This is a genomic window from Tamlana crocina (genome assembly GCF_012037625.1).
This window is the reverse complement of the sequence record NZ_JAAVJS010000797.1, coordinates 1-293: the sequence shown is the minus strand read 5'-3', so window position 1 is coordinate 293 and position 293 is coordinate 1. Positions and strand designations below refer to the sequence as shown.

1 pseudogene is annotated in these 293 nt (G+C 36.9%); it reads right to left on the bottom strand.

The annotated features are described in order from the left end of the window. Nucleotides 1-293, bottom strand: a pseudogene (locus HC176_RS19040) (IS3-like element ISDde3 family transposase); the annotation flags it as partial.

Below are 293 nucleotides of genomic sequence, written 5' to 3'. Positions count from 1 at the left end.
TGGCCCTGTTTGCAACCAATGGTAATACCCGCTCTTAATAACTTTTAATATTTTGCACATCGTCTCAACAGGAAATTTCATTAAATGCTGTTTTATAAACCTGTATTTTTCTTGTCGCTCACGGAGATTTGATATTAAGAGGAGAAAACATTGTTTTCGGGTATTTTGCCAATCGCCTTTTTTAAGATATCACGTTCTAGTTCGGCTTCTTTTAATGCCTTTTTTAATCGAGCTATCTCTTTTTCTTCATCGGTCATTTTAGGGTTACCTCGACCGGGAAAACTGTTCTTGCC